General features: G+C 60.2%; 22 protein-coding genes and 2 tRNA genes. 12 read left to right on the forward strand and 12 right to left on the reverse strand.

Translation table 11 applies throughout. The features are described 5' to 3' along the window. The first annotated feature begins 42 nt into the window (after positions 1-42). On the forward strand, positions 43-489 hold the full coding sequence (locus ACR0ES_RS05215; RefSeq protein ID WP_267363290.1) for a DUF302 domain-containing protein: 447 nt from the start codon (positions 43-45) through the stop codon (positions 487-489). Positions 490-493: 4 nt separating this feature from the next. Here the strand turns inward: ACR0ES_RS05215 and hisA are convergent, their stop codons facing one another. Continuing rightward, a complete protein-coding gene (gene hisA, locus ACR0ES_RS05220; protein WP_480773177.1) occupies positions 494-1213 on the reverse strand; it encodes a 1-(5-phosphoribosyl)-5-[(5-phosphoribosylamino)methylideneamino]imidazole-4-carboxamide isomerase in 720 nt (239 codons plus the stop codon). Between the two features lie 134 nt (positions 1214-1347). Between hisA and ACR0ES_RS05225 the strand changes: the two genes are divergently transcribed. After that, complete coding sequence (locus tag ACR0ES_RS05225; RefSeq protein WP_480773178.1) at positions 1348-1749, forward strand: DUF2147 domain-containing protein; 402 nt, start codon at positions 1348-1350, stop codon at positions 1747-1749. Positions 1750-1752: 3 nt separating this feature from the next. On the opposite strand, the gene hisH is transcribed toward ACR0ES_RS05225, so the two are convergent. After that, positions 1753-2391, reverse strand: a complete 639-nt coding sequence (gene hisH / locus ACR0ES_RS05230; protein ID WP_480537406.1) for an imidazole glycerol phosphate synthase subunit HisH — start codon at positions 2389-2391, stop codon at positions 1753-1755. Continuing rightward, positions 2392-2979, reverse strand: a complete 588-nt coding sequence (hisB, locus tag ACR0ES_RS05235; protein WP_480481897.1) for an imidazoleglycerol-phosphate dehydratase HisB — start codon at positions 2977-2979, stop codon at positions 2392-2394. It abuts the gene before it with no gap. A 154-nt stretch (positions 2980-3133) separates the two neighbouring features. Between hisB and ACR0ES_RS05240 the strand changes: the two genes are divergently transcribed. Continuing rightward, entirely contained in the window at positions 3134-3373 is a 240-nt protein-coding gene (locus tag ACR0ES_RS05240; RefSeq protein ID WP_480482339.1) for an Lrp/AsnC family transcriptional regulator, read from the forward strand. On the opposite strand, the gene ACR0ES_RS05245 is transcribed toward ACR0ES_RS05240, so the two are convergent. The 3 genes from ACR0ES_RS05245 to ACR0ES_RS05255 all read right to left on the reverse strand — a co-directional run bounded on the left by ACR0ES_RS05245 (position 3370) and on the right by ACR0ES_RS05255 (position 4504). Beyond that, a complete protein-coding gene (locus ACR0ES_RS05245) occupies positions 3370-4236 on the reverse strand; it encodes a GNAT family N-acetyltransferase (protein ID WP_480486312.1) in 867 nt (288 codons plus the stop codon). The two genes, ACR0ES_RS05240 and ACR0ES_RS05245, sit on opposite strands and share 4 nt — an antisense overlap. A gap of 85 nt (positions 4237-4321) precedes the next feature. Continuing rightward, positions 4322-4396 (reverse strand) — tRNA-Gly (locus tag ACR0ES_RS05250). 33 nt (positions 4397-4429) lie between these two features. Next, a tRNA-Gly gene (locus ACR0ES_RS05255) sits at positions 4430-4504 on the reverse strand. Between the two features lie 150 nt (positions 4505-4654). On the opposite strand from ACR0ES_RS05255, the gene ACR0ES_RS05260 reads away from it, so the two are divergent. Continuing rightward, the gene (locus ACR0ES_RS05260; RefSeq protein WP_267363306.1) at positions 4655-4807 is read left to right on the forward strand and encodes a hypothetical protein; all 153 of its coding nucleotides are present in this window, start codon (positions 4655-4657) and stop codon (positions 4805-4807) included. 15 nt (positions 4808-4822) lie between these two features. Here ACR0ES_RS05260 and ACR0ES_RS05265 read toward each other — a convergent pair whose 3' ends face one another. From ACR0ES_RS05265 to ACR0ES_RS05280, 4 genes are all read right to left on the reverse strand, one after another. Continuing rightward, complete coding sequence (locus ACR0ES_RS05265; RefSeq protein WP_480869773.1) at positions 4823-5206, reverse strand: MAPEG family protein; 384 nt, start codon at positions 5204-5206, stop codon at positions 4823-4825. A 78-nt stretch (positions 5207-5284) separates the two neighbouring features. After that, the gene (locus ACR0ES_RS05270; RefSeq protein WP_480545757.1) at positions 5285-8722 is read right to left on the reverse strand and encodes a pyruvate carboxylase; all 3438 of its coding nucleotides are present in this window, start codon (positions 8720-8722) and stop codon (positions 5285-5287) included. A 154-nt stretch (positions 8723-8876) separates the two neighbouring features. Next, the gene (locus tag ACR0ES_RS05275) at positions 8877-10004 is read right to left on the reverse strand and encodes an alpha-hydroxy acid oxidase (RefSeq protein ID WP_480869775.1); all 1128 of its coding nucleotides are present in this window, start codon (positions 10002-10004) and stop codon (positions 8877-8879) included. 39 nt (positions 10005-10043) lie between these two features. Beyond that, positions 10044-11819, reverse strand: coding sequence for a sensor domain-containing diguanylate cyclase (locus ACR0ES_RS05280; RefSeq protein WP_480869777.1), 1776 nt, complete (start codon positions 11817-11819; stop codon positions 10044-10046). 180 nt (positions 11820-11999) lie between these two features. Between ACR0ES_RS05280 and ACR0ES_RS05285 the strand changes: the two genes are divergently transcribed. Further along, positions 12000-14396: an ATP-dependent helicase gene (locus ACR0ES_RS05285; RefSeq protein ID WP_480869779.1), complete on the forward strand. Its 2397-nt coding sequence runs from the start codon at positions 12000-12002 to the stop codon at positions 14394-14396. A gap of 4 nt (positions 14397-14400) precedes the next feature. Here the strand turns inward: ACR0ES_RS05285 and ACR0ES_RS05290 are convergent, their stop codons facing one another. Together ACR0ES_RS05290 and ACR0ES_RS05295 are read right to left on the reverse strand one after the other, a co-directional pair. Further along, entirely contained in the window at positions 14401-14691 is a 291-nt protein-coding gene (locus ACR0ES_RS05290; protein ID WP_480506246.1) for a DUF1330 domain-containing protein, read from the reverse strand. A gap of 370 nt (positions 14692-15061) precedes the next feature. Beyond that, positions 15062-15286 (reverse strand): DUF1127 domain-containing protein, encoded by a 225-nt coding sequence (locus ACR0ES_RS05295; RefSeq protein WP_480869781.1) that lies wholly within the window; start codon positions 15284-15286, stop codon positions 15062-15064. Positions 15287-16175: 889 nt separating this feature from the next. Between ACR0ES_RS05295 and mraZ the strand changes: the two genes are divergently transcribed. Genes mraZ through mraY form a run of 7 tightly spaced genes read left to right on the forward strand, consistent with a single transcriptional unit; the run spans position 16176 to position 23857 of the window. After that, a complete protein-coding gene (gene mraZ / locus ACR0ES_RS05300) occupies positions 16176-16679 on the forward strand; it encodes a division/cell wall cluster transcriptional repressor MraZ (RefSeq protein ID WP_209504537.1) in 504 nt (167 codons plus the stop codon). Positions 16680-16683: 4 nt separating this feature from the next. Next, a complete protein-coding gene (gene rsmH / locus ACR0ES_RS05305; RefSeq protein ID WP_209504536.1) occupies positions 16684-17676 on the forward strand; it encodes a 16S rRNA (cytosine(1402)-N(4))-methyltransferase RsmH in 993 nt (330 codons plus the stop codon). Further along, complete coding sequence (gene ftsL, locus ACR0ES_RS05310; RefSeq protein WP_209504535.1) at positions 17673-18041, forward strand: cell division protein FtsL; 369 nt, start codon at positions 17673-17675, stop codon at positions 18039-18041. Before rsmH ends, ftsL begins: the two co-directional genes overlap by 4 nt. Next, the gene (locus tag ACR0ES_RS05315) at positions 18038-19825 is read left to right on the forward strand and encodes a peptidoglycan D,D-transpeptidase FtsI family protein (protein ID WP_480481879.1); all 1788 of its coding nucleotides are present in this window, start codon (positions 18038-18040) and stop codon (positions 19823-19825) included. The genes ftsL and ACR0ES_RS05315 overlap by 4 nt, the downstream gene beginning before the upstream one ends. 22 nt (positions 19826-19847) lie before the next feature. Next, positions 19848-21347: a UDP-N-acetylmuramoyl-L-alanyl-D-glutamate--2,6-diaminopimelate ligase gene (locus ACR0ES_RS05320; RefSeq protein WP_480773188.1), complete on the forward strand. Its 1500-nt coding sequence runs from the start codon at positions 19848-19850 to the stop codon at positions 21345-21347. After that, a complete protein-coding gene (locus ACR0ES_RS05325; protein WP_480773189.1) occupies positions 21344-22738 on the forward strand; it encodes a UDP-N-acetylmuramoyl-tripeptide--D-alanyl-D-alanine ligase in 1395 nt (464 codons plus the stop codon). Before ACR0ES_RS05320 ends, ACR0ES_RS05325 begins: the two co-directional genes overlap by 4 nt. 36 nt (positions 22739-22774) lie before the next feature. Then, positions 22775-23857: a phospho-N-acetylmuramoyl-pentapeptide-transferase gene (gene mraY / locus ACR0ES_RS05330; RefSeq protein ID WP_480506250.1), complete on the forward strand. Its 1083-nt coding sequence runs from the start codon at positions 22775-22777 to the stop codon at positions 23855-23857. Positions 23858-23912 lie beyond the last annotated feature (55 nt).

Here is a 23912-nt window from a genome sequence, read left to right on the forward strand (position 1 = left end):
TTCTGTGAAAACTGGGGTGAATTTCACAGAAGGAATATCGATATGCGTAGACTGATACTGGCTTGTGTTTTTTCAATCGGAGGCGCGCTGACCGCAATGGCAGATGATCTGATCAAGGTTCAAACCGACAAATCCGTGGCCGAGGCGCTGGACGCGCTGGAAGCCGCCGTCGGAAATGCAGGCGCAACCGTGTTTGCCCGCATCGACCACGCGGCCGGGGCGGAAAAGATCGGTACGTCCATTCCTGCCAATCAGGTGCTGATCTTCGGCAACCCGGCGCTGGGTACGCCAGCCATGCAGATCGACCCGCGCGCCGGGCTGTTTCTGCCTCTCAAGGTGCAGGCGTACGAAGACTCCAATGGCCAGGTCTGGCTGATCTATGAAGACCCGAAAGAGACATTGGACGACCTGAACGATGTCGACAAATCACCGGTCATCGAAAAGATGCGCGGTGCACTGGCCAAGCTGACCGCCGCAGCCGCGCAATAACCGATCACGACAGGGCGCGGATGGCCTCGGCCAGGTCAATTGCGCCATCATAAAGCGCCCGGCCTGAAATCGCGCCGTTCAGCGCAACGCCGCAATCGCGAAGGGCGATCAGGTCGTCCAGCGAACTGACACCGCCCGAGGCGATCACAGGGATGGAAACGGCCTGTGCCAGGGCAGCGGTCGCTTCGATGTTCGGGCCCTGCATGGCACCGTCGCGATTGATATCGGTGTAGATGATTGCCGCAACGCCCGCGTCTTCGAAACTACGGGCCAGATCGGTGACCTGAACATTGGTCTCTTCGGCCCAGCCCTTGGTGGCCACCATGCCATTGCGTGCGTCGATGCCGACAGCGACCTTGCCGGGAAAGGCTTTGGCTGCTTCGCGCACCAGATCTGGATTTTCGACAGCGACAGTGCCCAAAATGACCCGTGCCAGCCCCTTCTCGATCCATGTTTCGATCGTGGCCATGTCGCGGATGCCACCACCCAGTTGCGCAGGCACCTTGCACGCTTTCAGAATTGCCTCAACCGGTGCTGCGTTGACCGGCTCGCCTGCGAATGCACCGTTCAGGTCGACCAGATGCAGCCATTCGCACCCCGCCTCGACAAAGGCACGGGCCTGAGCGGCCGGGTCTTCGTTGAACACGGTGGCCTTGTCCATTTCACCACGCAGCAGGCGTACGGCCTGGCCGTCTTTGAGGTCGATGGCGGGGTAGAGGATCATGTCGGGCGGCCCTATATCACTGTTACACGCGCGGGATATCGCACAAGCAGGGCAGGGGATGCAACGCGACGCTGGGTCATTCTTGCCCGCCGCCCATTAGCGGGTCAGACTGCCCACAAAACAGGGAGAAAATCATGAAGACTTCTACTCTTTCAGCGGGCTTGATGCTGCTTGCTACAGCTGCTTTTGCAGACGATCCGGTTGACGGCCTGTGGAAAACCGCGCCGGGCGACACGGGTGGCTATCTGCATGTGACGATTTCCGAATGCGGTAGTGCGATCTGCGGCACCATCGACAGCGCGTTCGACGCGGATGGCAACCAGCAGCTGGAATATGAGAACCTTGGCAAAAAGATCATCTGGGACATGGTCCCCGAAGGGGGCGGCAGCTATGACAGCGGTAAGATCTGGGCCCCCGACCGGGACAAAACCTACAACTCGAAAATGTCTCTGGACGGCCAGAACAAGCTGACCGTCAAGGGCTGCGTGGCGGGCGGTCTGATCTGTCGCGGGCAAACCTGGACGCGGGTTCAGTAAGCCTCAGGGCTTCCAGGTCAGGAAGTTGCCCAGCATACGCAGGCCAACATCCTGGCTTTTTTCGGGGTGAAACTGCATCCCAACCATCGTGTCGCGGCCAATCACGGCCGTGACGTCCTGCCCGTATTCCACATAAGCCAATCGCTGCGCCGGGTCGGACACGCGAAAATGGTAGGAATGGACGAAATAGGTGTGATCGCCTGATTTCACCCCGGCAAAGATCGGGTGATCGCTTTCCAGAACCAGATCGTTCCAGCCCATATGCGGCACTTTCAAAGCGGCATCTGACGGTTCGATTCGAACAACATCGCCTGCCACCCAGCCCAGACCATCGGTCTCGGTGTATTCATGGCCTTTGGTTGCCATCAGTTGCATGCCAACGCAGATGCCCAGAAACGGGCGGCCCTTCTGTTCGACCGCTTCGACCATCGCGTCATAAATACCCTTGTGGCCGCGCAGCTCGGCAGCACAGGCCGGGAAGGCACCATCACCGGGCAGAACCAGTCGGTCCGCGCGCGCAACGACATCCGCGTCCGAGGTGACAACAACGTCACCAGCGCCGACCTCTTGCGCCATGCGCTGAAACGCCTTTTCCGCTGAATGCAGATTGCCGCTTTCGTAATCAATTATGGCTGTGAGCATTTACAACGCGCCCTTGGTCGACGGAATCGCATCCGCTTTGCGCGGATCGGTCTCAACCGCATCCCTCAACGCGCGTGCAACGGCCTTGAACGCGGCCTCGGCGATGTGGTGACTGTTGAAGCCGTGCAACTGGTCGATATGCAGGGTGATGCCGCCATGGGTGCTGAGCGCCTGAAAAAACTCGCGCACCAGTTCTGTGTCGAACGTACCGATCTTTTGCGTCGGCAGATCGACATTCCAGATCAGGAACGGGCGGCCCGACAGGTCCAGCGCACAGCGCACTTGCGCGTCATCCATCGGCAGATGGCATTCGCCATAGCGCCGGATACCCTTCTTGTCGCCCAGGGCCTGTGTCAAAGCCTGACCCAGCGCGATGCCGGTATCCTCGACCGTGTGGTGATCGTCGATGTGATAGTCGCCCTTGGCGCGGATTGTCATATCGATCAACGAGTGGCGCGCCAGCTGGTCCAGCATATGGTCAAAGAACCCGACGCCGGTCTGATTGTCATATGTACCGGTGCCATCCAGATTGACCGAGACCGAAATTTCGGTTTCGGCAGTCTTGCGGCTGATCGAAGCGGTGCGCATGGGCAAATTCCTTTTGCTACAGGCGCGCTTATAGACGGGGTGGGGTGGGTTGATCCAGACCATGCGTTGCAATCGCTGCAAACTGTTGCAAGGGATTGCACCCGGCCCGGCACCATGTCAGCTTGCAGACAACATGAACCAACAGGGCCAAGCCATGTCCACCTGCGTATTCATCCAGATCCGCTGCAAACCCGGCACCACCTACAAGGTCGCCGAGGAAATCGCCCTGCGCGAAATACACTCAGAGCTTTATTCTACCAGCGGTGAGTTTGATCTGATGCTCAAGCTCTACATCCCCGAAACCGAGGATGTGGGCCATTTCATCAACGAACACCTGCTGGTGATTCCCAATATCGAACGCTCGCTGACGACGATGACGTTCAAGGCGTTTTAACCCAGTTCAAAGGTGGTCACGCCATAGATGCGGGACAGGTCGATATCCGGCTGATCGCCGGAATACATCCGGGCGGTTTCGAACACTTTCGTAAGACCCAGCGCATCCGCCAAAGCAAAAGCAGCCGCGTTGGGCTGTGGCATGTCGATGAAAACCGCTTGGTCGCTGGCTGTTGCTGATACGGCAGTCAAAAGACTGGCAAGCAGGCCCCGTGCGACACCGGCGTCATCTGCGAAAAGCGGCCCGATCTTGTACCCTGTCTTACACGGTCTCAAGGTGGCATATCCCCTGATCTGCTCCTCCACTGTACACACCCGTGAGATATGATTCGGCGCACTCAGCCAACCTGTTAGAAACGCGTCGCGCTGCGCAGGGAAGAGTTGCCGGTCATAGGCGAACAGCTCCGGCGATGGCTGACTGAGCGGGCTGATTGATGCGTCATCGCTCTGCCCTAGAGTGTCGAGAATGCCTCTGACAGTGCCGGTGAAGCGGTAATTGTTATAGGCAAAGGTGAAACCAGACTTGCGGTAATTGTGTTGCTGATCAACGACCCCGTCGAGCCCGATATTGCGCCCGGTTCGTTGCGCCAAAGCCTGATGCCAGATTTTCAGCCCGTAACCCGACCCCCGAAATTCCGGACGTACAATATAAAATCCCAGAAACGAAAACGCATCACCATAGTCCACCACAGACACTGATGCGATCATCTCATCGTCCAGAAACCCGCCCAGAAACCCGTTGGGGTCGGTGCCGTAGAAACAGGCGGCGTCGTGGTGGCCGGGGTTCCAGCCCTCTTGGCCTGCCCAGTCGACAGCGGTCTGCATTTCATCCGCAGTCAGGGGGCGAATGACATAGTCGGACATAAGCATTTCCCGTGCGTGATTGAAACCATAGCCACAATGGCGCAATGCCAACGAAAGAACCATATGTTTGGGAAAACTTGGTATCTGGAGCGGGCGAGGCGATTCGAACGCCCGACCCTAACCTTGGCAAGGTTATGCTCTACCCCTGAGCTACGCCCGCATCAGATACATATATGGTCCGAAGACCTCTCAATGGAGCGGGCGAGGCGATTCGAACGCCCGACCCTAACCTTGGCAAGGTTATGCTCTACCCCTGAGCTACGCCCGCGCCGTTGAGTGAGGAGGGATGTATAAATTCCCACGCGGGGCTGCAAGCGGAAAAACACAAAAAGCGGGAAAAATCTTTTCGACGGAATCCGGCCCGTGACCCGTTCAACCCGTAACTCAAATCAACAAAACACAGGCAGGAGGTGCCGTCATGATATCCGTTGCAGACCTGAAGATCGTGATGCTTGCCGCGATGATTCTGATCGGCGCTACCATCCTGAAACCGGACCGGCACGAACATGACCGGTTCATACCGGTTCTGCTGGGTGCACCGCAGATCGAAACAACCGTTCTGGCAGGGTAACACCCGCCAGACGGCCTAAAGCGCCAGAATCAGGTTTGCCAAGGCCGCGCCCAGAATGGCGAGGAATGTCAGGCTCATGCCGGCCTGCCGCAGGATGACGATCTGTGGCGTCCGTCCAAATCCGTACGCATGCAAAAGACGCCCCGCCAGCAACATCAGCCCCAGCAGATGGACCAAAACCCCGGCCGCGCCCTGCAACTCGACCATAGCAATCAGCAACAGGGAAATCGGGGCGTATTCGGCGCAGTTCGAGTGTGTCCGTATCGCCTTGATCATCAGCTTGCTGCCACCATCCCCGACCGAGATTTTGTCGCTGCGCCGTTGCAGGATCACTTTGACGCTGAGTGTGACGTAGAGAATTGCGATCAGGGCCGCATAGATCGGGGTGATTGCAAGCATAATGGGTCTCCGCTCAATCATAGAAAAAGGCCGTGCGGTCTCCCACACGGCCCGATGAACATTAGGTTGTTTTCCGTCTTATTCCAGTTCGATCAGAAGGTCCTTTGCGTCAATCTGGCCGCCGGGCTGGATATGCACGGCTTTGACGGTCGCATCACGCTCGGCATGGATGCCGGTTTCCATCTTCATCGCCTCGATGGTCAGCAGCATGTCGCCTTCCTTGACCTGCTGGCCCGCGGTCACGGCAACAGTGGCCACAACACCCGGCATCGGCGCACCGACATGATCGGGGTTGCCGACCTCGGCCTTGGGGCGCGCCTGAGTGGTTGATGTGACCATCCGGTTCGGCACCCGGATCACACGCGGCTGGCCGTTGAGTTCGAAGAACACTTTGACCTCGCCTTTTTCATCCGTTTCGCCAATGGCCTGACACCGGATTTCCAGCGTCTTGCCGGGGTCGATTTCGGCCGTGATCTCTTCGCCGGGCTCCATGCCGTAAAAGAAGGTGCGTGTGGGCAGGGTGCGGACCGGGCCATAAATCCGGTGACGGCCCATGTAATCCAGAAACACCTTGGGATACATCAGGTACCCGTTCAGATCCTCGTCATCGACCTCTTTGCCTTCCAACTGCTTGGACAGCTCGGCGCGGGTGGCCTCAAGATCGACGGCAGGCACGTCCTTGCCGGGGCGCTGGGTGTTGGGGGCCTCGTCCTTCAGCACCTTCTTGATGATGGTGTTCGGGAAGCCGCCCGGAGGCTGACCCAGATTGCCGCGCATCATGTCGACGACCGAGTCGGGGAAGGCCACATCTGTCGCCGGATCCTCGACCTGCTCGCGGGTCAGGCCCTGACTGACCATCATCAGCGCCATGTCACCAACAACCTTCGACGAGGGCGTTACCTTTACGATATCACCGAACATCTGGTTCACATCGGCGTACATCTGCGCGACCTCGTGCCAGCGCTCTTCCAGACCCAGGCTGCGTGCCTGTGCCTTGAGGTTGGTGAACTGACCACCCGGCATTTCGTGCAGATACACTTCGGACGCCGGGGCCTGCAGGCTTGATTCGAAGGCCGCATATTGGCCACGCACAGCCTCGAAGTAATCGCTGATCTCGCGGATCGCCTTGATGTCCAACCCGGTGTCACGGTCGGTATGGCGCAGTGCCTCGACCACAGTGCCCAGCGTTGCCTGGGACGTGTTGCCACTGAAGCTGTCCATCGCGCAATCCACCGCGTCCACTCCCGCCTCAGAGGCGGCAAGGATGGTCGCGCTGGCGATACCGGCCGTGTCATGGGTGTGGAAGTGAATCGGTAGTCCAACCTCTTCCTTCAGCGCCCGGATCAGAATCTTGGCCGAGGCCGGTTTCAGCAGGCCCGCCATATCCTTCAGACCCAGAACATGCGCACCTGCGTCGCGCAACTCTTTGGCCATTCCGACATAGTATTTCAGGTTATATTTGGCGCGGTCAGGGTCCAGAATATCGCCGGTATAACAAACGGTACCCTCGCAGATCTTGCCGCTGTCGATTACAGCATCCATCGCAACGCGCATGTTCTCGACCCAGTTCAGCGAGTCGAAGACGCGGAAGACGTCGATGTTCTTCGATGCCTGGCGCACGAACTCCTGCACCACGTTGTCGGGATAATTGGTGTACCCAACCCCGTTTGCGCCCCGCAGCAGCATCTGTGTCATCAGGTTCGGCATTGCCTCGCGCAGGTCGCGCAGACGCTGCCATGGGCATTCCTGCAGGAACCGGTAGGCCACGTCGAACGTCGCACCGCCCCAGCACTCGACCGAGAACAGCTGCGGCAGGTTAGCGGCATAGGTTGGCGCCACCTTGATCATGTCGATCGACCGCATCCGGGTCGCCAACAGCGACTGGTGCCCGTCGCGCATGGTGGTGTCGGTGATCAGCAGCTGCCGCTGCGCTTTCATCCAGTCCGCCACGGCCTGCGGGCCTTTCTGCTCCAGCAGGTTGCGCGTGCCCATCCGCGGCTCGGCCTTCTGCGCGGGGGGCTTGGCGACTTTCAGGTCGGCGCGCGGCTCGGGGCGGTCCTTGGTTTCGGGATGACCATTCACCGTGATATCGGCGATATAGGTCAGAACCTTGGTGCCCCGGTCGCGGCGGCGCTTAAAGGCAAACAGATCCGGCGTCGTGTCGATGAATTTGGTGGTGTATTCATTCGACAGGAAGGTCGGGTGCTTCAGCAGGTTGATAACGAAATCGATATTGGTGCTGACGCCGCGAATACGGAACTCGCGCAGGGCGCGGTCCATCCGGCTGATCGCCTTCTCGGGCGTCGGCGCCCAGGCGGTGACCTTTGTCAGCAGCGAGTCGTAATACCGCGTAATGACACCGCCCGCATAGGCCGTGCCGCCATCCAGACGAATGCCCATGCCCGTGGCCGAGCGATAAGCGGTGATCCGGCCATAGTCGGGGATGAAGTTGTTCTGCGGGTCTTCTGTGGTGATCCGTGTTTGCAGCGCGTGACCGTTCAGATGCACCTCGGCCTGGCTGGCGGCGCCGGTGGCTTCGGCCAACGTTTTGCCCTCGGCGATCAGGATCTGCGCCTGAACGATGTCGATGCCGGTGACCTCTTCGGTGACCGTGTGTTCGACCTGGACCCGGGGATTCACCTCGATGAAGTAGAATTTGCCGGTCTCCATATCCATTAGGAACTCGACAGTGCCTGCGCATTCGTAATTCACATGGGCGCAGATCTTACGGCCCAGTTCGCAAATCTCGGCGCGCTGTTCTTCGCTCAGGTAAGGGGCAGGGGCGCGTTCGACGACCTTCTGGTTCCGGCGCTGGACCGAACAGTCGCGTTCATAAAGGTGATAGATCTCACCATGCTTGTCGCCCAGAATCTGCACCTCGACATGGCGGGCACGGGTGATCATCTTTTCCAGATAACCCTCGCCATTGCCAAAGGCGGCCTCAGCCTCGCGGCGGCCTTCCAGAACCTTTTCTTCCAGCTCGTCTTCCGACTGGATCGGGCGCATCCCGCGTCCGCCGCCACCCCAGGACGCCTTGAGCATCAGCGGGTATCCGATCTCGGCGGCCTCCTTGCGGATCGCGTCCATGTCATCACCCAGGACCTCGGTGGCCGGAATGACAGGCACACCGGCCGCGATGGCCACGCGCCGCGCGCTGGCCTTGTCGCCCAATGCGCGCATGGTCTCGGCCCGGGGGCCGATGAAGGTGATGCCGTTCTTGACACAGGCATCCACGAAATCGGGGTTTTCGGACAGCAGGCCATAGCCCGGATGGATCGCATCCGCACCGCAATGCTTGGCCACGCGGATGATCTCGTCAATCGACAGATACGCCGCGACCGGACCCATGCCCTCGCCAATCTGATAGGCCTCATCCGCCTTGAACCGGTGCAGGCCCAGTTTGTCTTCTTCAGCGTAAACAGCGACGGTGCGTTTGCCCATCTCGTTTGCTGCGCGCATGACGCGGATGGCAATCTCGCCGCGATTGGCGATCAGGATCTTGTTGAAGTCTGTCATATCAGGTCCCGGTCTTTGGTGTTTGGGCGTCTTATTGGGCGGAGAATACGCACAGGTACATCCGTTCTTCTGGGTAGAACCGGCATGTTATCGCTCGCAAACGCCCTTTGGCCTCGGCACACTTATAGGGATGCCGCGTTGCAGCATCAATAATTTAGCGTTTCGTCTCAAACTGACATAGATCGGCCAGTCCCATCTGACCCATATTCGCGTGCAGATCCTGCCTCAGGATATCGATCACATGCGCAGGGCCTTTAGCGCCAAGTGCCGCAAGACCGTACAAAAAAGCACGCCCCAGCATGACAAAATCCGCGCCCAGCGACAGCGCACGCAGGATATCCAGCCCGCCTTCGACACCGCTGTCGAAAATCAGCGGCAGGCGGGTCGCGCTCCGGATTGCGGGAAGAACCTCGACGCTGGCCGGGGCTGCATCGAACTGTCGGCCCCCGTGATTCGACACCCACAGGGCGTCCACACCCACCTGTTCCAGCCTGTCCGCATCCTCGGGGCGCAGGATGCCTTTCACGACAAACGACCCATCCCAATGATCGCGCAGCCATTTGACGTAATCCAGATCCGGCGAAGTCCGCAGCAGGTATCCGACATGGGCCGTCGGCGGCAGATCGCCAGGGTCATCGATATATTTGTCCAGAGTGCGCATGTGCGGAACACCGCTGCGCAGCATACCCAAAGCCCAGGCGGGTCTTTGAGCGATCTGTACCAGCAGGCGCGGTGTCAGTTTCGGTGGCTGCCGCAGGCCCGAGCGCGTCTGCCGCTCCCTGCGCGATGCCACCGGGACGTCAGCGGTCAGAACCAGAGTTCGAAATCCCGCCCCGCGCGCCCGGTTCAGCATGTCCATGCGAATTTCTGGGTCCCTTGGCGGATACAGCTGGAACCACGCGGTCTCGCCCAGATAGGGGGCCAGGTCTTCGGGGCTCTGACTGGCCACCGTCGATAGCGAATAGGGAATGCCTGCCTTGGCGGCGGCCTGTGCCAGTAGCCGCTCTGCATCAGGCCAGACAAGCCCGGACATCCCGATCGGCGCAATACCGAAGGGCAAAGGACAGGTGCCGTCCAGGATTTTCACCGACGTATCGAATTCAAGGTCCCCATGCAGGATCGAGGGGCTCAGACGGACATCATCCAGTGCCTTGCGATTGCGATGCCGCGTCGTTTCAATCCCGGTGCCACTGTCGATATATTCCCACACGAAGTGCGGCAGCCGACGGCGTGCGCGGCGTTTCAGATCGGGAATACCGGGATAGGTGCTGTGCAGGTCCATAAGGATTGATCCGGCCTGCGGGGCGATTCGGCAAGGTTTTCAAGCGGCTTCCGGCGATGGGCGTTTATCCGTTGCGGGAACGCGCCTGGCCTGCTCCAGCGCCCCGGCGGCGACGTGAACCTGATTGCGCCCCTTGTCCTTGGCGACATACAGCGCATCATCCGCGGCACGCATCAGATCCTGCGGCATGGTGCCGTGGGCGGGGTAATGCGCGACCCCGACCGAGATTGTGATACGGGGCAGGGCCTTTTCGCCATAGCGGACAATGACCGCCTCGACCGACTGGCGCAACTGCTCGGCCCGGGTCATGGCATCGTCGGGGCTGTTGTCGGGCAGGATCAGCATGAATTCCTCACCGCCGATGCGGCAGGCGATCTCGTCCCGGTCGCAGCCCTGTTCCAGCGCCGCGCCGACCGCGCGCAACACCATGTCTCCGGCGTCATGACCATGCGTGTCGTTGAATTTCTTGAAGTGATCGACGTCCACGGCAATCAGGCTCAGCGCGGCGCCGGTCTGCTGGCTGCGGCTGATGGCCTTGCGCAATGTCTCAGTCATGTGGCGGCGGTTGAACAGCCCGGTCAGCGGGTCGCGCACCGATTGGTCATGCAGCTGATCGCGCATACGGACATTGGCGATTGCCATGCTGATCTGTTCGGCGCACAGCTGCGCCAGCTTGCGGCTTTTATGGAAACAGGCTTCACGCCCCTCAGCTGCACGCAGATGCAACAGACCAACGGTTTCCCCGTGGGCCAGAATGGGAAAACAGAAATAGGGCCGCCTGTCATGCGGTTCGGCATGTTCGCAGACAAAATCGATCTCAGAAGCACCGAACTCATAAGTCCGGCCGCGCCTCAAACCCCAGCATCCTTCCGGATGGATATGAGATTTATGCGTTCCCCCGTTCCAACTGGCACACCCGTCCAGCACATCGCGCGAGTTGGAATAGACGTACACACTCCCCTCGGCCTCGGGCAGGATATGGGTCATGAAGCGCGCGACCATGTCGAAAAGCTCATCCAGTGAGCGGCTTGATTGCAGCCACTCGTTCAACTCGCCCAGCAGGCGCACCTCACGAGCCAGGCGAAGCTGCTCTCCCATCAGTTCGCGTTCTTTCACGGCGCGCTTGTGTAGATCACGCATCTGACGGCGGTTGGTGCGGTGGACAATCAGGATGACCGTGGCCAGCGCCAGCAACGCGACGCTGCTCAGCAACGCCAGCGACAGACGCACGCGCGTGATGAACAGGGTTCTGAGATTGGTGATGTCCGAATAAAACTCGATAGCGCCAAGGAAAACGCCGTCTTTGATGATCGGTGTATAAACCTCGGCCACATGTCGGGTGTTTGGGCCCACATGTCTGGCTGGGTCATTGTCGATCGAGTCAACCTCTGCCGCGGGTTTTTCCGCGTGATTGTAATAAATGCTTCCGGCGGCGACGACCGACTGGAAGTACGGTTTTGTATTCGCCGCCCCGACATCGCTGGCACGGGTCGACCAGAACACCTGACCGGACGCATCAAACAGTTTGAACCGGTAGATGTCCGAGGTTTCGGGCAGCAGCATCAGGAATTCCGCGTCATGCTCGTGCAGCTCATGGTACCGAAACGTTGCTTCCAGATTGTCCAGATGGCTTTCGACCTGACGGCTTAGCTGCATGGCGTCTTTTCGCAAATCCGATTCCAACATGCGGTCCACAACCGGGGCAGGGGCCGCATAGATGCCCCATCCTGCTGCCGCTGTCAGCGCGATCAGAATCAGGGTAACGCCCACAAGTTTCAGCCGTGACGACCCGCCCGTCAGTTCCTTCGCTTCCATCTGTTCCACTCCCGCAGCAATGGGGCCAGCATCCGGGCCAGGACTTGACAGAGGGTTAACAGCCCCACAGGGCAGCGGCATCTTTGTTTAGAATTGAATGCAAAAAGACGTCAAAAATCCTTGCGAACAAGCCGTGAACAAACTCTTTCCCTCGGCCTCTATCCGGCGTAGTTTGGGGTCATGAGCAGTTTTGACGAAATGGACGCCTTCGAAGGCGCATCGCTGTCGGCGCGGGCTATGGCCGTGCGCCCTTCGCCCTATCTGGATGAACTGAACCCGGCGCAACGTGACGCGGTCGAACATCTGGACGGCCCGGTTCTGATGTTGGCCGGGGCGGGGACCGGCAAGACCAAGGCGCTGACGGCCCGGATTGCGCATCTGCTCAACACAGCGCGCGCGCGCCCGAACGAGATACTGTCGGTGACCTTCACCAACAAGGCCGCGCGCGAGATGAAGGAACGAGTAGGCCGCCTGCTTGGCGAGCCCGCCGAGGGGATGCCATGGCTGGGCACCTTCCATTCCATTTGCGTCAAACTGCTGCGCCGCCACGCGGAACTGGTCGATCTGAAATCGAACTTCACCATTCTGGACAGCGACGACCAGCTGCGCCTGCTCAAGCAATTGGTTCGCGCCGCCAATATCGATGACAAACGCTGGCCCGCGCGTATGCTGGCGGGGATCATCGATGATTGGAAAAACCGTGCGCTGACGCCCGACAAGGTACCAGCGGCGGATGCCGGGGCCTATAACAACAAGGGCATCGAACTTTATGCCCAGTACCAGACCCGCCTGCGCGAGCTGAATGCGGTGGATTTTGGCGACCTGCTGCTGCACATGGTCACGATTTTCCAGACCCACCCGGATGTTCTGGAACAATACCAGCGCTGGTTCCGCTACATCCTTGTGGACGAGTATCAGGACACCAACGTCGCCCAGTACCTGTGGTTGCGCCTGCTGGCCGGGGGGCACAAGAACATCTGCTGCGTGGGCGATGACGACCAGTCGATCTATGGCTGGCGCGGGGCCGAGGTCGGCAACATCCTGCGGTTCGAAAAGGACTTTCCCGGTGCCTACGTGGTGCGGCTGGAGCAGAACTATCGCTCGACCCCGCATATTCTGGCGGCTGCATCGAACGTCATTCGGGGGAACGAAAGCCGTTTGGGTAAGGAGCTTTGGACCGATGCCAAAGACGGCCACAAGGTCAACCTGATCGGCCATTGGGATGGCGAGGAAGAGGCCCGCTGGATCGGCGAGGAAATCGACGCGATGCAGGGCGGGACGCGCGGTATCCGTCCGATGAACCTTGATGAGATGGCGATTCTCGTGCGCGCCAGCCACCAGATGCGCGCGTTCGAGGACCGGTTCCTGACCATCGGTCTGCCCTACAAGGTGATCGGCGGCCCGCGTTTCTACGAGCGGATGGAGATCCGCGATGCCATGGCCTATTTCCGGCTGGTGGTCAGCCCCGAAGATGATCTGGCCTTCGAGCGGATCGTGAACACGCCGAAACGCGGATTGGGCGACAAGGCGCAGCAGACCATTCAGATTGTGGCGCGTGAGAATGGCGTGTCTCTGGTCGAAGGTGCGCGGATTGCAGTCGAAAACGGGCTGATTAAGGGCAAGGGCGGCAAAGCCCTGCGCGAATTGATCGACGGGTTGGCCCGGTGGAATGCGATGACACGCGGTCCCCGGATTGAAGTCGATGATGACACGGTTATTGATGACGGGGTTTCGCCGATCCGCTATGGCGCGCCCGAGCATACGCATATTGAGCTTGCACAGATCGTCCTCGACGAATCCGGCTACACGGCCCATTGGCAGAACGACAAGACCCCCGAAGCGCCGGGGCGTCTGGAAAACCTCAAGGAACTGGTCAACCAACTGGACAATTTCGAGAACCTGCAAGGGTTTCTGGAACATGTCAGCCTGGTCATGGACAATGAACAGGACGGTGACGGGGCCAAGGTCTCGATCATGACCCTGCACGCGGCCAAGGGGCTGGAGTTTCCCGTCGTCTTCCTGCCGGGCTGGGAAGACGGGCTGTTCCCCTCGCAGCGGTCGATGGACGAAACCGGCCTCAAAGGGCTCGAGGAAGAACGCCGTCTGGCCTATGTCGGCATCACCCGTGCCGAAGAGGTTTGTACGATTTCCTTCGCCGCCAACCGGCGGGTATTCGGGCAATGGCAGAACTCGATGCCCTCGCGCTTCATTGACGAGTTGCCGGAAGACCATGTCGAGGTGCTGACACCTCCGGGCCTTTATGGCGGCGGTCATCAGACGGCAGGCATAGAAACCCGCGCGGCCGAAGCCAACGTCTATAACTCGCCGGGTTGGAGACGGTTGCAGGCGCGGCAGGGCCAATATGGCATGTCGCAACCCCGCGAAAGCCGCAACACGGTGATCGACGCCACCGCACTGGCCAGTTTCACGCTGGGCGAACGGGTGTTTCACCAGAAATTCGGCTACGGCGCGGTGATCGGGATAGAAGGTGACAAGGTCGAGGTCGATTTCGACAAGGCGGGCATCAAGAAAGTGGTCTCGCGTTTTCTGACCAACAAGGATGACGTCCCGTTCTGAACCGTCATATCCCGTCGACCAGAACCAGATTGGTGGTTGCGGTGGCCTGTCGGATCTTCGCCAGCTCAATGTAATCCGGGTCGTCCTTCCAGGCTTTCGCTGCTGCAAGATCCGGAAACTCCATCAACACAATCCCGCCTTCGGGCCAATCGCCTTCGATCCGTTCGACCGGTTTGGATGAGACCGTCAGCAGGCGACCGCCGTGGCGGTCGAAGATCGGCATGAAACCCGCCAGATAGGCCTGGTACCCGTCCGGGTCGTGAATGTTGATCTGTGCAATGAAATAGGCGGCCATGGCATCCTCCGCATCAGAAGTCAGGACGCCATCCTACACCAGTGTCCGAAAAACAAAAAACGGCGGTTCCCAGGGAGGAGGAGAGGGAACCGCCGTCTTGTCAACATCAGAGCAGGGAGGAGGAGAGCCCTGATGTATGCGAGCCCGGGTTTGAACCCGGTATGAGGAAGACGCGGCGATGTCAGGGAGGAGGAAGACATCGCCGCGCGCTTTCAACATCAAGGCAGGGAGGAGGACGCCCCGATGTATCCGTGTCCGGCGGGTTGAGGCCGGTATAAGGTGCGGCAACGTCAGGGAGGAGGAAGACGTTGCCGCTGATTACAGACCCTAAGGGAGGAGGAAGGGCCTGATCTCAGTATGCGTGTTGCGCTTATCGCGCGGTTTGTTCGTTTGCCGCCTGCAGGGCAACGCGGCGGATCATCGAGCGGTGCAGGCCAAGATCGGCCAGCTCGCGGTTCGACAGAGCAGACAGTTCATTGACGGTCTGGCGGTACAGGCGATAGCGCACGAACCGGTTCTTTGCGTTTTCCAGAACTGCGCCAAAACCGAACGCCGGTGCGTTCTTTACTGCTGTATGCGTGCTTGCGACTGCCATGCTCATCATCCGTATCTTTTTGTCTTGCCGGTATCGTCCGGCCCTTGCTTGAGATTGAAGATAGGCAAATGCTGCAATTGCACAATAGGTCGCGACATCAATGCTGCTATGCAGCAAATGCATAGATTGGCTCAGTTTTTTCTTCTTGCCGCGATGCGCCTTGAAAATATGGGGTCGACCCTAGGTCAGCTTTGTCGGCGGCATCTGGCCCTTCCCGATGGTCTGCCTCTGAATTGAGCGCACTCGGCGGGAAAATGGGCAAAACATATCCGTTCTGATGTTGACAAGGCTTGGGTGAATCGCTCGTGGGAAATCATGGGGCGATGTGGTCGCGTGGGGGAGATTGCTGGAAAACGACCCGAAATTCTGAACGATTCGAAGGGCTGATTGTGCATTTGAGGCCAATATTTCCAGTCCAAAAGAAAATCCGGCAAAATTCTTGGGAAATTGCGGGAAAAATTTAAGCTGAAAAATTCTCCTATATATAGGGGTTGCTTTTTCATCATCCGCTAAAACTGGTGTCACGGGCCTCGAATCCTTCAATTATATTCCGCTCTGGCCGTGTTCCGCATGACACGCTGCGCAAAATTCCTATTGATTTCCATGAAATCCCATGTCATCCCTAATACATCCGATGAGGACGAGGCAGCAGGGGCGCCAAACGACCCCGACCAAAAATATTCAGGTTTCATACAGGCATCTCGCTTTCATCAATCAAGAGATCCGGCGCGCGGGCGAGCAGACATCCCCCCAGGTGGCGCGCGCAGCTGGACATCCCGCAAGGCGGGTCAATGCGGCGGGTTGATCAGTGGCAGCAGATCAACCCGCCGTTTTTCATCCGGGGGGAACGTGAATTCAAGGTGGGGCGCAAGCGAAAGGGACAGTCGTCTTGGCGCGCAGGTTTAGAGGTGAAAGCCACCATAAGGTGGATACGAAGGGCAGGGTGTCGATCCCGGCCTCGTTTCGCCGTGTGCTTGAATCGTCCGATCCCAACTGGCAGCCCGGTGACAACCCCGAACTGGTGATTGTCTATGGTGACCACCGCCGCAAGTTCCTTGAATGTTATACCATGCAGGCGATTGACGAGGTTGATGCCAAGATCGATGCCCTGCCGCGCGGCTCGATGCAGCGGCGGATGTTGCAGCGCATGTTCCATGGTCAGTCCTTCCCGACCAACGTGGACGAAACCGGGCGCCTTGTGCTGCCCGCCAAGCTGCGCAGCAAGATCGGCCTCGAAGGCGAGGCGTTCTTTATCGCCGCAGGCGACACCTTTCAGATCTGGAAGCCCGAGACCTACGAGGTCGAGGAACTGGCCAAGACCGAAGAATGGATGGATGATCTGCCGGACGATTTTGACCCGATGCAGTTCCTAGACGGCACCGGGGATGCGTAACGGCATGGCCGGCGCTGCGTCCTCATCTGAAAAACCACATATCCCCGTTCTGCTGCGCCCCTTGCTGGCTGCGGTTGCGCCGGTCACGGGCATCTGGCTGGACGGCACGTTTGGCGCGGGCGGCTATACGCGCGGGCTGTTGGAGGCCGGGGCAGACAAGGTAATCGGTGTAGACCGTGACCCGCTGGCCTTTGAAATGGCGGCAGATTGGGCGCAGGATTACGGCGACCGGCTGGTGATGCAGCCCGGCGTATTCTCGCGCATGGACGAATACGCGCAGGATCTGGATGGCGTTGTGCTGGATCTTGGCGTGTCCTCGATGCAGCTGGATCAGGCCGAGCGCGGGTTTTCCTTCATGAAGGACGGTCCGCTGGATATGCGGATGAGCCAGCAAGGCGAAAGCGCCGCCGATCTGGTAAACACAGCGACCGAGGCGCAACTGGCCGATATCCTGTTCCACTATGGCGAAGAACGCGCCAGCCGCCGGATTGCCAAGGCGATTGTCCGGGCGCGAACCGAGGCGCCGATCACAACCACCCTGCGTCTGGCCGAGATTGTCGAATCCTGTCTGCCACGCCCGAAACCGGGGCAATCGCATCCCGCAACGCGCAGTTTTCAGGGTCTGCGGATCGCGGTGAATGCCGAGTATGAAGAGCTGTTTCAGGGCCTTATGGCCGCCGAACGTGCGCTGAAACCCGGTGGGCAGCTGGCTGTTGTCACCTTCCATTCCATCGAGGACCGGATGGTCAAACGGTTCTTTCAGTCGCGCGCGGGCAAAACAGGGCGTGCGAACCGCTATGCGCCCGAGATGGAACAGGACCAGCCGCAATTCACGCTGAAGACCCGCAAGGCTGTTGGGCCCGACGAACAGGAATTGCAGGAAAACCCGCGCGCGCGCTCGGCCAAGCTGCGTGTCGCGATCCGCACCGATGCTCCGGCGGGGGAAATTGAGGCCCGCGCCATTGGAATGCCTCAACTTGGGGGAAGGGCAAGATGAAGAGTGTTTTGTATGTGTTGACTGCTCTGTCCGTGTTCGGATTGGCGCTTTGGGCCTATCAGGAGAATTATCGCACCCAACAGGTGGTGAAGGAAACGCAATCCCTGCAACGCGAGATCGGCATGGCGCAGGTGCGGCTGGCGGTCCTGAACGCAGAATGGGCTTATTTGAACCGCCCCGACCGGCTGCGAGAACTGGCGGACCTGAATTTTGAACGCCTTGGTCTGCTGCCTCTGCGGGCCGAACAGTTCGGGCGCGCCGATCAGATTGCCTTTGCCGAAGACCCGGACCTGCCCATCGTTGACCCGATTGAATTGCAGGCCATCACCGACATTCAGGCATTGGGCGAGGTGCAGATCCCATGACACGCACGCCCCTTCGTCCACTGGCCCGTATCCTTGACGCCCGCGCCCGTGGCGAAAACCCAAAGGCGATCGAGCGTGAAAACATCCGCAAGCGCCACGAAGACATGAAAGACCGCGCCCGCGCCCGCGCCGAAGGGCGTCTGCTGGTGCTGGGGCTGTTCTTCTTCTGCGCATTCTCGGTGGTTGGCGTCCGCATGGGCATGTTGGCAACGTCCGAGGTGCAGGAGCCACTGGCCAATGCGCCGGGGGCCGCGATTGCTATGCAGCGCGCCAATATCGTCGACCGCGAAGGGCGCATTCTGGCCACCAATCTGGATACCTATTCCGTCTACGCGCAGCCGCCACTGATGATCGATCCGATTGCGGCAGCAGATCAGCTGGTCGCGATCTTCCCCGATCTGGATAAAGAGCGTCTGGTCAAGGATTTCACTGGCAAGCGCAAGTTCCTGTGGATCAAGAAACGCATTTCGCCCGAACAGAAACAGGCCGTGCACGACATCGGTGATCCCGGCATCCTGTTTGGCCCGCGCGAGATGCGCCTCTATCCCAACGGCAAGTTGGCCGCGCACATCCTGGGCGGCTCCGGTTTTGGCCGCGAGGGCGTCAGCGCCGCCGAGGTGATCGGTGTGGCCGGGGTGGAAAAGCAGTTTGACGACTATCTGCGCGACCCGGCCAATGGCAACAAGCCGCTGCAACTGTCGCTGGACCTGACCATTCAGGCCGCGGTCGAACAGGTGCTCTACGGCGGTATGAAGATCATGAACGCCAAGGGCGCATCGGCGGTTCTGATGAATGCGCATACGGGCGAGGTTGTATCCGCCGCCTCGCTGCCCTCATTCGATCCCAATGATCGTCCGCGCCCGCCGACCTCGGGGTTTGATCCCTCGGACAGCCCGCTGTTCAACCGCTATGTGCAGGGCGTGTACGAACTGGGGTCGGTCTTCAAGATTTTCACCGCCGCGCAGGCGGTTGACCTTGGGCTGGTGAACTCGAACACCATCATCGATACATCCGGCCCGATGAAGATCGGGCGCTTCCCGATCGGAGAGTTCAACGGCAAGAATTACGGCAAGATCAGCGTGGCGGATGTGATCGTCCACAGCTCGAACCGTGGCACCGGGCGTCTGGCGTTGCAGATCGGCGCGCAGCGGCAGCAGGATTTTCTGAATGCGCTCGGCATGTTCGACCCGACCCCGTTTGAGATTGTCGAGGCCACGGGAGGTGTGCCGCTGAAGCCAAAGAAATGGGGCGAGCTGAGCACCGTAACCATTTCCTACGGCCATGGCCTGTCAACCAGCCCGATGCATCTGGCGGCGGGATATGCCGCGATTGCCAACGGTGGGCACTATGTCAGCCCGACCATCTTGCGCCAGAACGGCCCGCAATACGGCCCGCGCGTGATGTCGCAGGGAACCGCGCGTCAGGCGCAGAAGATGCTGCGCAAAGTGGTGACGGATGGCACCGCCAGCTTTGGCGAGGTGAAAGGGTATGACGTGGCTGGCAAGACCGGCACGGCAGACAAGCCCAAGCCACGCGGCGGGTATTACGAAGACAAGGTCATCGCCACTTTCGCAACGCTCTTCCCGGCCTACGATCCGAAATATGTTCTGATCGTCACGCTGGATGAACCTTCAATCGTGGCTTACGGCGAAAAACGCCGCACCGCAGGCTGGACCGCGGTGCCAGTAGCTGCCGAACTTATTGGTCGCGTGGCACCTCTGCTGGGCTTGCGTCCCCGGCTTGAGCCTGAGGCGGGCGCTGCTATAACGCTGACCTCAAACTAGGCTGTCCGGCAAGAGGTGGGTCATGGGCACAAGGACAAAGAAACTCAGCCAACTGGCCCTGACCGCGCGAGGCGGGGTTAACCCCGAGATCACCGGTCTGGCCGTTGACAGCCGCGAGGTGAAAGACGGTTTCCTGTTTGCAGCCCTTCCAGGCACGCGGGTTCATGGTGGTTCGTTCATCCAATACGCCCTGCGCATGGGGGCCGCCGCCATCCTGACCGATGCCGAAGGGGCGAAAATCGCAGCAGCTGATCTTGCAGCGTCGGATGCGGCGCTGGTGGTTGTCGAAGACCCGCGTCAGGCGCTGGCCGGGGCCGCCGCGTTGTGGTTCGGCGCGATGCCGCAGACCATTGTTGCGGTCACCGGAACCAATGGAAAAACCTCGGTTGCCACCTTTGTGCGCCAGATCTGGACCGAACTGGGCCACGCCGCCGTCAACCTTGGGACAACCGGGGTCGAAGGGGCATGGACCGCACCGCTGGCCCATACCACGCCCGAGCCGATCACCCTGCATCGCTGTCTGGCGGAAGCCGCCGAAAACGGTGTGACCCACGCCGCGATGGAGGCCTCGTCCCACGGCCTCGAACAGCGCCGCCTGGATGGCGTGCACCTGACCGCTGCCGGGTTTTCGAACTTCACGCAGGACCATCTGGATTACCACGAGACTTTTGAAGCGTATTTCGCAGCCAAGGCTGGGTTGTTCGACCGGGTTCTGCCGCAGGATGGCACCGCGGTCATCAATCTGAGCGATCCCAAGGGGTCTCGGGTCCGCCGGATCGCCCAGGCGCGCGGTCAATCGGTGCTGACCGTCGGGTTGGGCGACGCCGATCTGTGCCTGATCAACCAGCGGTTCGATGCCACCGGGCAGGATCTGCGATTTGCGTGGCAGGGCCGGACCTTCCAGACCCGCCTGAACCTGATCGGAGGGTTCCAGGCCGAAAACATCCTGCTGGCTTGCGGGCTGGTGATTGCCGCGGGCGACAGCCCCGAACGGGTTTTTGAAACGCTGCCGCATCTGACCACCGTGCGCGGGCGTATGCAGCTGGCCGCAACCCGCGAAAACGGCGCGACGGTTTTTGTGGATTACGCGCACACCCCCGACGCCGTGGCCACCGCTCTCAAGGCGCTGCGTCCGCATGTGATGGGTCGTTTGATCGCCATTGTCGGCGCGGGCGGCGACCGCGATGCCACGAAACGCCCGCTGATGGGAAAGGCAGCTGCCAACCACGCAGATATGGTTTTCGTCACCGACGACAACCCACGCAGCGAAGACCCCGCCGCCATACGCGCCGCTGTCATGGCAGGTGCGCTCGAGGCAGCGGGCGACGTCAGCGTGACCGAGGTCGGCGACCGCGCCGAAGCCATTCTGCGCGGCATCGATGCCCTGCAACCCGGCGACGCACTGCTGATTGCGGGCAAGGGCCACGAAACCGGGCAGGTCGTTGGCGATCAGGTGCTGCCCTTCGATGATGCCGAACAGGCCAGCATTTCCGTCGCCGCGCTGGACGGGAGGGTCGCATGACGCTCTGGACAGCATCCGAGGCCGCTCAGGCAACGGGTGGACGGGTCACGACCGACTGGACCGCTGATGGTGTCTCCATCGACACGCGCACCCTTCAACCCGGTGATCTGTTTGTTGCGCTGAAAGCGGCGCGGGACGGGCATGAGTTCGTTGCCCAAGCGCTTGAGAAAGGCGCAGGCGCGGCTTTGGTCTCGCATATTCCCGACAACGTATCGCCAGACGCACCACTGCTGATCGTTGATGATGTGCAGGCGGCGCTCGAGGCTTTGGGGCAGGCAGCACGCGCCAGAACGAATGCACGTGTGGTAGGGGTGACCGGCAGTGTCGGTAAGACGTCGACCAAGGAAATGCTGGCCGTGATCCTTGAAACGCAAGGCAATACCCATGCCAGCGTGGCCAGTTACAACAACCACTGGGGCGTTCCGCTGACCCTTGCACGGATGCCGCGCGACACTGAATTCGCGGTGATCGAGATTGGCATGAACCATCCGGGCGAGATTGCCCCGCTGGCCCGACAGGCCCGCCCGCATGTGGCGCTGGTTACAACCGTGGCGGCGGTGCATTTGGAAGCCTTCGAGTCAGTCGCTGGCATCGCCCATGAAAAAGCAGCGATCTTTGAAGGGCTCGAACCCGGTGGCGCGGCAATCGTCAACGCAGATATCGACCACGCGGATATCCTGCGCCAAACGGCACTTGGGCAGGGGGCCGGGATCGTGGATTTCGGCCAAGGCGCAAAGGATTACCGGCTGACCGACGTTCAGCAGGGGGCGAACACCGTGATTGCCGAAGCTGCCGTTGGTGATCAGGTATTCCGCTTTGCGGTGAACTCTGCCGGTACGCATTTCGCCATGAACGCGCTGGGGGCCTTGGCTGCCTGCGTGGAACTGGGTGTCGATCTGGATCAGGCCATTGCGGGCCTGCGCGTATGGTCCCCGGTCAAGGGGCGCGGTGTACGGGAAAGCATTCCTCTGCCCGGCGGCGGGCAGATCGAACTGCTAGATGACAGCTATAACGCCAACCCGACCTCGATGGAGGCCGCGCTGGATGTGCTCGCCGCCTCACAAGGCAAACGCCGCATCGCCTTTCTGGGCGATATGAAAGAGCTGGGCGTGCAGGAAGAGGCGATGCACGCCGCCATGGCCGATGCCAAAGCGATGGCACATGTTGATCAGGTGCATTGTATAGGCCCGTTGATGCGGGCACTGCACCACGCGCTGCCCCCGGCAAAACGCGGCCTCTGGTCTGAAACCAGCACCGAGATGGCCGAACGGTTGCCTTCGCTGGTCAGGGATGGCGATACTGTGCTGGCCAAGGGCTCTCTCAGCATGGGATTGGCCTCGATTGTTGACGGTCTGCGCAAAATGGGGCAAGGGGGCGCGCTTGATGGGTGATCACGCCCATGCGCCTCGTGTAAGAAAGGTATTGTCATGCTGTACTGGTTGACCGCCCTGTCGGATGGCGGGGATTTCTGGAACCTCTTCCGGTATATCACCTTCCGCGCAGGCGGTGCCTTCATGACGGCACTGATCTTTGGGTTCATCTTCGGAAAACCCCTGATCAACGTGCTGCGCAGAAAGCAGGGCAAGGGCCAGCCGATCCGCAATGATGGCCCCGAGGGGCATTTTTCCAAGGCAGGCACGCCAACAATGGGCGGGTTGCTGATTGTCGGGGCACTTGTGACCTCGACCCTTGTCTGGGCGCGTCTGGACAACCCTTATGTCTGGATGGTGCTTTTCGTGACCCTGTCTTATGCGGCCATCGGATTCGCGGATGACTACGCGAAGGTCTCAAAACAGAACACGCAGGGGGTTTCAGGCAGGATGCGCCTCGCATTGGGCGTGATTATTGCCGTGCTGGCTTCGCTTTGGGCGACTTTGCACCATCCTGAAGCGTTGCAGAACCAGCTGGCTGTACCCGTATTCAAGGACACGCTGGTCAATCTGGGCATCTTCTATATCCCGTTTGCGATTGTCGTGATCGTAGGGGCCGCCAACGCGGTAAACCTGACCGACGGTCTGGACGGGTTGGCCATCATGCCAGCGATGATCGCCGCCTCGACGCTGGGCGTGATCGCCTATGCCGTGGGCCGCGTCGACTTTACCGAATATCTCGACGTGCATTACGTGCCCGGCACCGGTGAAATCTTTATCTTCACCTCAGCGCTCTTTGGCGCGGGTCTCGGGTTCCTATGGTATAACGCCCCCCCGGCGGCGGTATTCATGGGCGACACCGGATCGCTGGCGCTGGGCGGCGCGCTAGGCGCTATTGCCGTGGCCACCAAGCACGAGCTTGTTCTGGCTGTTGTCGGCGGCCTGTTCGTGGTCGAGGCGCTGAGCGTGATCATTCAGGTCCTCTACTTCAAACGCACGGGCAAGCGGGTCTTCCTGATGGCCCCGATCCATCACCATTATGAGAAAAAAGGCTGGGCCGAGCCGACCATCGTCATCCGCTTCTGGATCATCTCGCTGATCCTGGCGATGATCGGTCTGGCAACGCTGAAGGTGCGGTAAGGCTCCCGCCAGGTTCGGTGGGCCTGCGGCCCTCCTGCCACCTGTTGGGCCCGGC

It is taken from the genome of Ruegeria sp. N7 (assembly GCF_056531345.1).

What these genes read in the sequence shown, in the direction of transcription:
- ACR0ES_RS05215 (WP_267363290.1), top strand. Translation starts at nt 43, where the DNA reads ATGCGTAGACTGATACTGGCTTGTGTTTTTTCAATCGGAGGCGCGCTG.
- hisA (WP_480773177.1), bottom strand. Translation starts at nt 1,213, where the DNA reads ATGATCCTCTACCCCGCCATCGACCTCAAAGACGGCCAGGCCGTACGC.
- ACR0ES_RS05225 (WP_480773178.1), top strand. Translation starts at nt 1,348, where the DNA reads ATGAAGACTTCTACTCTTTCAGCGGGCTTGATGCTGCTTGCTACAGCT.
- hisH (WP_480537406.1), bottom strand. Translation starts at nt 2,391, where the DNA reads ATGCTCACAGCCATAATTGATTACGAAAGCGGCAATCTGCATTCAGCG.
- hisB (WP_480481897.1), bottom strand. Translation starts at nt 2,979, where the DNA reads ATGCGCACCGCTTCGATCAGCCGCAAGACTGCCGAAACCGAAATTTCG.
- ACR0ES_RS05240 (WP_480482339.1), top strand. Translation starts at nt 3,134, where the DNA reads ATGTCCACCTGCGTATTCATCCAGATCCGCTGCAAACCCGGCACCACC.
- ACR0ES_RS05245 (WP_480486312.1), bottom strand. Translation starts at nt 4,236, where the DNA reads ATGTCCGACTATGTCATTCGCCCCCTGACTGCGGATGAAATGCAGACC.
- ACR0ES_RS05260 (WP_267363306.1), top strand. Translation starts at nt 4,655, where the DNA reads ATGATATCCGTTGCAGACCTGAAGATCGTGATGCTTGCCGCGATGATT.
- ACR0ES_RS05265 (WP_480869773.1), bottom strand. Translation starts at nt 5,206, where the DNA reads ATGCTTGCAATCACCCCGATCTATGCGGCCCTGATCGCAATTCTCTAC.
- ACR0ES_RS05270 (WP_480545757.1), bottom strand. Translation starts at nt 8,722, where the DNA reads ATGACAGACTTCAACAAGATCCTGATCGCCAATCGCGGCGAGATTGCC.
- ACR0ES_RS05275 (WP_480869775.1), bottom strand. Translation starts at nt 10,004, where the DNA reads ATGGACCTGCACAGCACCTATCCCGGTATTCCCGATCTGAAACGCCGC.
- ACR0ES_RS05280 (WP_480869777.1), bottom strand. Translation starts at nt 11,819, where the DNA reads ATGGAAGCGAAGGAACTGACGGGCGGGTCGTCACGGCTGAAACTTGTG.
- ACR0ES_RS05285 (WP_480869779.1), top strand. Translation starts at nt 12,000, where the DNA reads ATGAGCAGTTTTGACGAAATGGACGCCTTCGAAGGCGCATCGCTGTCG.
- ACR0ES_RS05290 (WP_480506246.1), bottom strand. Translation starts at nt 14,691, where the DNA reads ATGGCCGCCTATTTCATTGCACAGATCAACATTCACGACCCGGACGGG.
- ACR0ES_RS05295 (WP_480869781.1), bottom strand. Translation starts at nt 15,286, where the DNA reads ATGGCAGTCGCAAGCACGCATACAGCAGTAAAGAACGCACCGGCGTTC.
- rsmH (WP_209504536.1), top strand. Translation starts at nt 16,684, where the DNA reads ATGGCCGGCGCTGCGTCCTCATCTGAAAAACCACATATCCCCGTTCTG.
- ftsL (WP_209504535.1), top strand. Translation starts at nt 17,673, where the DNA reads ATGAAGAGTGTTTTGTATGTGTTGACTGCTCTGTCCGTGTTCGGATTG.
- ACR0ES_RS05315 (WP_480481879.1), top strand. Translation starts at nt 18,038, where the DNA reads ATGACACGCACGCCCCTTCGTCCACTGGCCCGTATCCTTGACGCCCGC.
- ACR0ES_RS05320 (WP_480773188.1), top strand. Translation starts at nt 19,848, where the DNA reads ATGGGCACAAGGACAAAGAAACTCAGCCAACTGGCCCTGACCGCGCGA.
- ACR0ES_RS05325 (WP_480773189.1), top strand. Translation starts at nt 21,344, where the DNA reads ATGACGCTCTGGACAGCATCCGAGGCCGCTCAGGCAACGGGTGGACGG.
- mraY (WP_480506250.1), top strand. Translation starts at nt 22,775, where the DNA reads ATGCTGTACTGGTTGACCGCCCTGTCGGATGGCGGGGATTTCTGGAAC.